8 protein-coding genes and 1 pseudogene are annotated in these 6,077 nt (G+C 71.0%); 5 read left to right on the forward strand and 4 right to left on the reverse strand.

Annotation, left to right across the window (positions count from 1 at the left end):
* Positions 1-277 (forward strand): EamA family transporter (locus RDU12_RS05895; protein ID WP_308684257.1); only part of this gene is annotated, 277 nt, incomplete at its 5' end.
* A 14-nt stretch (positions 278-291) separates the two neighbouring features.
* On the opposite strand, the gene RDU12_RS05900 is transcribed toward RDU12_RS05895, so the two are convergent.
* The 3 genes from RDU12_RS05900 to RDU12_RS05910 form a co-directional block, all read right to left on the reverse strand.
* Complete coding sequence (locus RDU12_RS05900) at positions 292-495, reverse strand: cold-shock protein (protein ID WP_183254651.1); 204 nt, start codon at positions 493-495, stop codon at positions 292-294.
* Between the two features lie 205 nt (positions 496-700).
* Positions 701-1,459, reverse strand: coding sequence for an extensin family protein (locus tag RDU12_RS05905; protein WP_300293330.1), 759 nt, complete (start codon positions 1,457-1,459; stop codon positions 701-703).
* Positions 1,460-1,504: 45 nt separating this feature from the next.
* Entirely contained in the window at positions 1,505-2,620 is a 1,116-nt protein-coding gene (locus tag RDU12_RS05910; protein WP_308684258.1) for a serine hydrolase domain-containing protein, read from the reverse strand.
* A 158-nt stretch (positions 2,621-2,778) separates the two neighbouring features.
* Between RDU12_RS05910 and ppk2 the strand changes: the two genes are divergently transcribed.
* Complete coding sequence (ppk2, locus tag RDU12_RS05915; protein ID WP_300290097.1) at positions 2,779-3,528, forward strand: polyphosphate kinase 2; 750 nt, start codon at positions 2,779-2,781, stop codon at positions 3,526-3,528.
* Here the strand turns inward: ppk2 and gluQRS are convergent, their stop codons facing one another.
* Positions 3,529-4,377 (reverse strand): tRNA glutamyl-Q(34) synthetase GluQRS, encoded by an 849-nt coding sequence (gene gluQRS, locus RDU12_RS05920; RefSeq protein ID WP_300290098.1) that lies wholly within the window; start codon positions 4,375-4,377, stop codon positions 3,529-3,531.
* Between the two features lie 77 nt (positions 4,378-4,454).
* Here gluQRS and RDU12_RS05925 point away from each other — a divergent pair, with 77 nt between their 5' ends.
* From RDU12_RS05925 to RDU12_RS05935, 3 genes and pseudogenes are all read left to right on the forward strand, one after another.
* The gene (locus tag RDU12_RS05925) at positions 4,455-5,111 is read left to right on the forward strand and encodes a DNA-3-methyladenine glycosylase (protein WP_300290099.1); all 657 of its coding nucleotides are present in this window, start codon (positions 4,455-4,457) and stop codon (positions 5,109-5,111) included.
* A gap of 53 nt (positions 5,112-5,164) precedes the next feature.
* Entirely contained in the window at positions 5,165-5,764 is a 600-nt protein-coding gene (locus RDU12_RS05930; protein ID WP_300290105.1) for a trimeric intracellular cation channel family protein, read from the forward strand.
* A gap of 129 nt (positions 5,765-5,893) precedes the next feature.
* Positions 5,894-6,077: pseudogene (locus RDU12_RS05935) on the forward strand (HNH endonuclease); the annotation flags it as partial.

The raw sequence follows: 6,077 nt of genomic DNA on the forward strand, positions 1-6,077 counted from the left end.
GGCCGGGCAGGGCGGGGTGGCCTGGGCGCTGGGCCGGCTGCCGGCGGCCCTGACGGCGGTGACGGTGCTGATCCAGCCGGTGGTCGCGGCGATGCTGGGCTGGGCCCTGTTCGCCGAGACCATGACCCCGGCCCAGCTGGGCGGGGCGGCGGCCCTGCTGGCCGGGGTGGTGCTGGCCCAGTGGAGCGCCCGGGTGAAGCCGGGGCCGGTGGCGCCGATGGCGGAGGCCCAAAAAGAGAAAGGCGCGGAGGCCGAAACCTCCGCGCCCGTCTCATGATGCTGTCAGTCGGATCAGAGCAGCTTCAGATCCACCGCCGAGGTCTTGCCGCGCTGGGATTCCAGCTCGTATTCGACCTTGGCGTTCTCATCGAGGCCTTGCAGGCCCGCCTTCTGCACCGCGGTGATGTGGACGAAAACGTCCTGACCGCCGCCATCGGGCTGGATGAAGCCGAAACCCTTGGTCGGGTTGAACCACTTGACCGTGCCGGTCGCCATATTGCGTCTCCTGAACGCGCTTTCCAGGCAGGCGCCCCTTGGGGGACGCCCGACAGTCCATCTGGACGAGCTCATTCAGCGAAGGAGCGAGCACGGGTGTGGAGGCCGCGCGAAATCCGGACTGCGGGGGCATTTCTCTCCCGAAAAACCGGAGACGGTCAACCGCAAACCGATTCGCCCCGGCGGCGAAAAGGGTTACCGCCGGTCAGGCGCACAGGCCCCGCGGGGCCCCGTCCAGATGCAGGTGGTCCTTGTGGGCCGCGTTGTAGTCCGGCGTCAGCACGGTCGAGAACACCCGGCAGGCCCCGTCGCGGATGCGCTTCAGGAAGCCCTCGCCCTCGGCCCCCCGCGGCCCGGTTCCGTCCCAGTCCGCCAGCACCGAGACCGTGCGCCCGTCCTCCAGCGTCATGCCTCCGAGGTCCAGCGCATTGGCCCGGGCGTGCTCGCTGGGCCGGGCGCTCGTGTCGGTCTGGCCGTAGATGCGGCGGCAGCTGTAGGTGCCGACGCTGTTCATCCTGGCCACCCGGCTGCCGAACGTCGCCTCCGCCGCCGGCTGCAGCACCTGGCGCTCCCAGATGACGTAGCGCACCGCCAGCGGGCATTGCATGACGGGATTGCCGGGCAGGGGGGTGACGGCCCCGCCGGTGATGCGGACCGCCCCGCGCACGACGCAGAAGCCGCCGTCGTCCTTGTCCTCGGCCCGCTCGACGGTGACGCCGGCCTCGCGCAGCACCTGGATGCAGGCGTCGGTGACGGCGGTGGTCTCCTCGGGCGCGGCGGTGCGGGCCAGCTCGAAATCGGCCACCTTGGCCGCCGTCGCCTGGCCGATCGGCCGGTTCAGGTCCAGCGGCTTCCACGGCAGGTCCTGCTCCGGCGCGAACAGGTTCAGCAGGGCGAAGGCCGCGCACAGCCCGAGCCCGGCCTCCCACAGCAGATTCCAGAAATCGGCGAAGTCGCGCTTCATGCCCGGCCAGCCTTACCCGCCCGGGCCGCCGGCGCAAAGGCGCGATCAGGCGGGGCTCTGCAAGGCCGCCAGCCGCTGGACCAGGGTCTGGCAGGCGCGCTGCCCCGCCGCGGCGTCATTGGCCAGGGCGATGAACCCCAACCCCCGCTCCGGCGCCGCCAGCACGGTCGCGAACCACATCGTATTGGAGCCGTTGTGGGTGATCGTCGGCCCCGGCCCGCCGACCCCGGCCCAAGGGGCGGTCCCGACGCCCCAGCCGGCCGCATACGCCGGCGGGCTTCCGGCCGCGGGGGTCAGCAGATGACGGCGCGTCGCCTCGCCCAGCCAGTCAGGCGCGCCGCCCATCATGGCGGAGACGAACCGGGCGTAGTCGGAAAGGCTCATATGCGCCGTCCCCGCCGGACCCAGCGCCCGGGGGTTGTCGGCGAAGCCGGCCCGATTGACGGCGACGCCGCCCCGGTGGCCCCACGGCGCCTCGCCCTGCGGCGGCCCGAAGCCGGCCGAGGCCAGCCCCAGCGGCCCGTACAACTCGTCCGCCATCACCTGCTCCCAAGCCTGACCGGTCAGGGCCTCGAGGACGGCGCCCAGAACAATGTAGTTCCCGTTGGCGTAGGCGAACTGGCCCACGGGTCCGGCGGGCGGGCTTCCCAGCGCCTCCGCCGCGAACTCGGCCCGCTGTTCCGGCAGGGGCCGCTGATCGGCATGGGCCGCGATCAGCCAGGCCTGGTCCAGCAGTCCGGCGTCGAGAAGGCCGGCGCGGTGGCGCATCAGGTCTTCGGGCGTGGTCTCCGCCCAGGCCGGATCGATCGTCAGCCCGGGCAGGGCTTCGGCCAGCGGCATGTCCCACCGCGCCCGCCCCTGCTCGACCAGTCGCCCGAACACGGCCGCGGTCATGGCCTTGGTGTTGGAGCCGAGGTGCCAGCGGTCCTCCAGCGTCGCCTTCGCCTCATGTCCCGCCCGCCGGACGCCGCGCACGCCCGACCAGATCAGGCCTTCCCGGCCTACGACGCCCGCGGCCAGGGCCGGAGGTCCGTCGGCGAAGGCGGCGTCGAGGGCGGCTTCGGCCTCTGCGTCGGATGCCCGCGCCCATCCGAACCGGGGCGCGGCGACGAGAGGCAGGGCGGCGAGGCTGGTCAGAAGGGTGCGGCGGCTGGCGATCATCAAGGGTCTCCCGAACGGATATGCAGCCTGGAATACCTGGGCCTCCCGTGCACGTGAGAACGGCGACATCTTGCCGGCGGCTTCCGGGCCCGATCGAAACAGACGGGCAATCAACCTGCAACATTGCCGCGACGGGCCGTCAGGCGCACGGTGGCCGGATGGGCAAGAAACAAGACGACTACGAAGCCGAGCTGGTGCGCCTGCAGATCCTGCTGGTCGAAACCCAGGCGTGGACCATCGAAAAGGGCGTGAAGACGGTGATCGTCTTCGAGGGCCGGGACTCGGCCGGCAAGGACGGGGCCATCAAACGCATCACCGAGCACATGGCCCTGCGCCAGACCCGCGTCATCGCCCTGCCCAAGCCGACCGAGCGCGAGACCGGCCAGTGGTATTTCCAGCGCTACGTCCCCCACCTGCCGGCCGAGGGCGAGACCGTCCTGTTCAACCGCTCCTGGTACAACCGGGCCGGGGTCGAGCGAGTCATGGGCTTCTGCGAGCCGGGCCAGTACGCCCAGTTCCTGAAGGACGCGCCGCATTTCGAGCGGATGCTGGCCGATGGCGGGGTCAATATCATCAAGCTGTGGCTGGATATCTCGAAGGCGGAACAGGCCGAGCGGCTGGCCGCCCGCGTCGCCGATCCGCTGAAGCGGTTCAAGGTCTCGTCGCTGGACGCGGAGGCCCAGGACCGCTGGGACGACTACACCGCCGCGCGTGACCGCATGCTGGACCAGACCGACCATCGCACCGCCCCCTGGACGGTGATCGCCACCGACCACAAGAAGACGGCCCGGCTCAACATCATCCGCCACATCCTGCGCTCGATCGGCGGACCCGGCGCGGCGGTCGACAAGCCCGATCCCGATGTGGTCTTCCCCGCCGCAAAGGCCGAGGGGCGTCTGGCCGTCTGATCAGAAACCCAGTTCCGCCCGCAGCGCCGCGGCGCTCACCCCGTCCGCCCTCAGCTGCGCGAGGGTGACCGAGTTGTCCCGCTTGGCGAAGCGTCTGCCGTCCGGCCCCGTCAGCAGACGGTGGTGCCGATAGGTCGGCGTCGGCAGGCCGAGCAGGGCCTGGATCAACACCTGGATGTGCGTCGCCTCGAACAGGTCCTCGCCCCGGATGACGTGAGTGACCCCCTGCAGGGCGTCATCATGCGTCACCGCTACATGGTAGGCCGTCCCCGCGTCCTTGCGGGCCAGCACGACGTCTCCGGCGGTCTCGGGCCGCGCTGTGATCAGGCCGGCCTCGCCGCCCGGTCCGCGGCCTTCCTCGACGAAAGCCAGGGCGTCCCAGGCCGAACCGCCCAGGGCGTCCCGGGCGCGATCGAGCGACAGGCGCCAGGCGAAGGGCCGGCCTTCGGCGAGGAACCGCTGCTCGTCTTCCGCGGAATGGGGACCGGGCCGCGCGGCGTCCGCCGGCCCATGCGGCGCGTCGCCGATGGCGTCGAGGATCTCCTTGCGGGTACGGAAGCAGCGATACAGCAGGCCGCGCCGCTCCAGCGCGTCGACGGCAGCGGCGTAGTCGGCCAGATGGGCGGACTGCCGGCGGACAGGCGTCTCCCAGTCCAGCCCCAGCCAGGCCAGGTCCTCGAGAATGCCGACGTCGAATTCGGGCCGGCATCGCGTCGGGTCGATATCCTCGATCCGCAGCAGGAAGCGCCCGCCGGCGTCGCGGGCCGCCCGCCACGCGCTCAGGGCCGAAAAGGCGTGGCCCTTGTGCAGGCGGCCGGTCGGCGAAGGGGCGAAACGGGTGACGAACATCGATGCAGGATAGCGGCAAGCGGACGCGATCACATCCGGTCGCTTGCGGCCTTCGGGACCGCCGCTACGCTCGCCGGATGCAGACGCCCTACTGGCTGGACGATATCGACGAGGCGCGACGGGCGATCGTTGAGCTGGACCCCCGGCTGGCGCGCGCCCACGCCCAGACCCCGGCCTTCGAATGGCGCCGCCGGGTGGGCGGGTTCGAGGGCCTGTTCCACATGATCGTCGACCAGCAGGTGTCGCTCGCCTCGGCCGCCGCGATCTGGGCGCGCGTCGAGGCGGGCCTTGGCGGCGAGCTGACCCCGGAGCGCGTCCTGGCCACGGACATCGAGACGCTGCGCGGCTTCGGTCTCTCGATCCAGAAGGCGACCTATGGGCACGAGATCGCCCGCGCCCAGGTTAAGGGTCATATCGACTTTGAGCATCTGGAACGGCTTTCGGACGAAGAGGCCGTGGCCCGTCTGACCGCCATCAAGGGCGTGGGCAAATGGACGGCGGAGACCTTCCTGATGTTCTGCGAGGGCCGGCGCGACGTCTTTCCCGCCGGCGACATCGCCCTGCAGGAGGCGATGCGCTGGGCCGACGGCGCGTCGCTGCGGCCGCGCGAGAAGGAGGCCTACGCCCGTTCTGAAATCTGGCGTCCGCATCGCAGCGTGGCGGCGCATCTGCTGTGGGGATGGTATGGAGCGGTCAGGCGCGGCGAGGTCGCGCTCGAGGAGACGCCCCCGTGATCGACGCCCCGACGCTGGAAGCCCTGTCAGAGCCGATCCTGCCGACCCTGTTCATGCTGGACTATGCCGGCGTGGCGGTGTTCGGCGCCACCGGCGCCCTGGCGGCGGCGCGGCAAAAGCAGGACCTGGTCACCCTCGGCTTCTTCGCGGCGATCACGGGCGTCGGCGGCGGCACTCTGCGCGACCTGTTGCTCGATGCGCCGGTCTTCTGGGTGCAGGACTGGCGCTATATCGCCATCTGCCTGGCGGCGGCGCTGGGGGTCTGGTTCCTGGGGCAGAGGGACTGGCGGTTCCGGGCCCTGCTGTGGCTCGATGCGGTGGGATTGGCCGCCTATGGCGTTCTGGGCGCGGCCAAGGCCGAGGCGCTGGGCGCCGCGCCGCTGATCTGCATCGTCATGGGCGCCCTGACGGCCTGTTTCGGCGGTATCGTGCGCGATCTTCTGGCCGGCCAGCCGTCCATCCTCATGCGCCGCGAGATCACGGTCACGGCGGCCCTGCTCGCCGCCACGGCCTATGTCCTGCTGAAGGCGCTGGGCCTGTCCAATCTGGAGGCGGCGCTGGTGGCGGCGCCGTGCGGCTTTGCTCTGCGGGCGGGGGCGCTGGTCTGGGGCTGGAGTCTGCCGTCCTTTCCCGGCGCCGGCGCCCGGAGCTGATCGTTGCGGAACCGTCGCTCCGTCGTCATCGCCAAGCCGTCGAATCAGGGGTAGGATTCGGCACAGCCAGGGAAGGAGACGTGTCTTCAGTCCGGTCGCGTCGATCATCCTCGTCCGCACGGCGAGGGCCTGATGCAGGTCCTGAGCCGTCCCCCGTCCGGCTGGCCCGCGCTGGTGCTGAACGCCGACTTTCGACCCCTGTCCTACTATCCGCTGTCGGTCTGGCCGTGGGAGGAGGTCGTCAAGGCGGTGTATCAGGACCGCGTCGACGTGGTTTCGACCTATGACAAGGTCGTCCGCAGCCCCTCGATGG

It is taken from the genome of Brevundimonas sp. (assembly GCF_031082345.1).
GTDB lineage: Bacteria > Pseudomonadota > Alphaproteobacteria > Caulobacterales > Caulobacteraceae > Brevundimonas.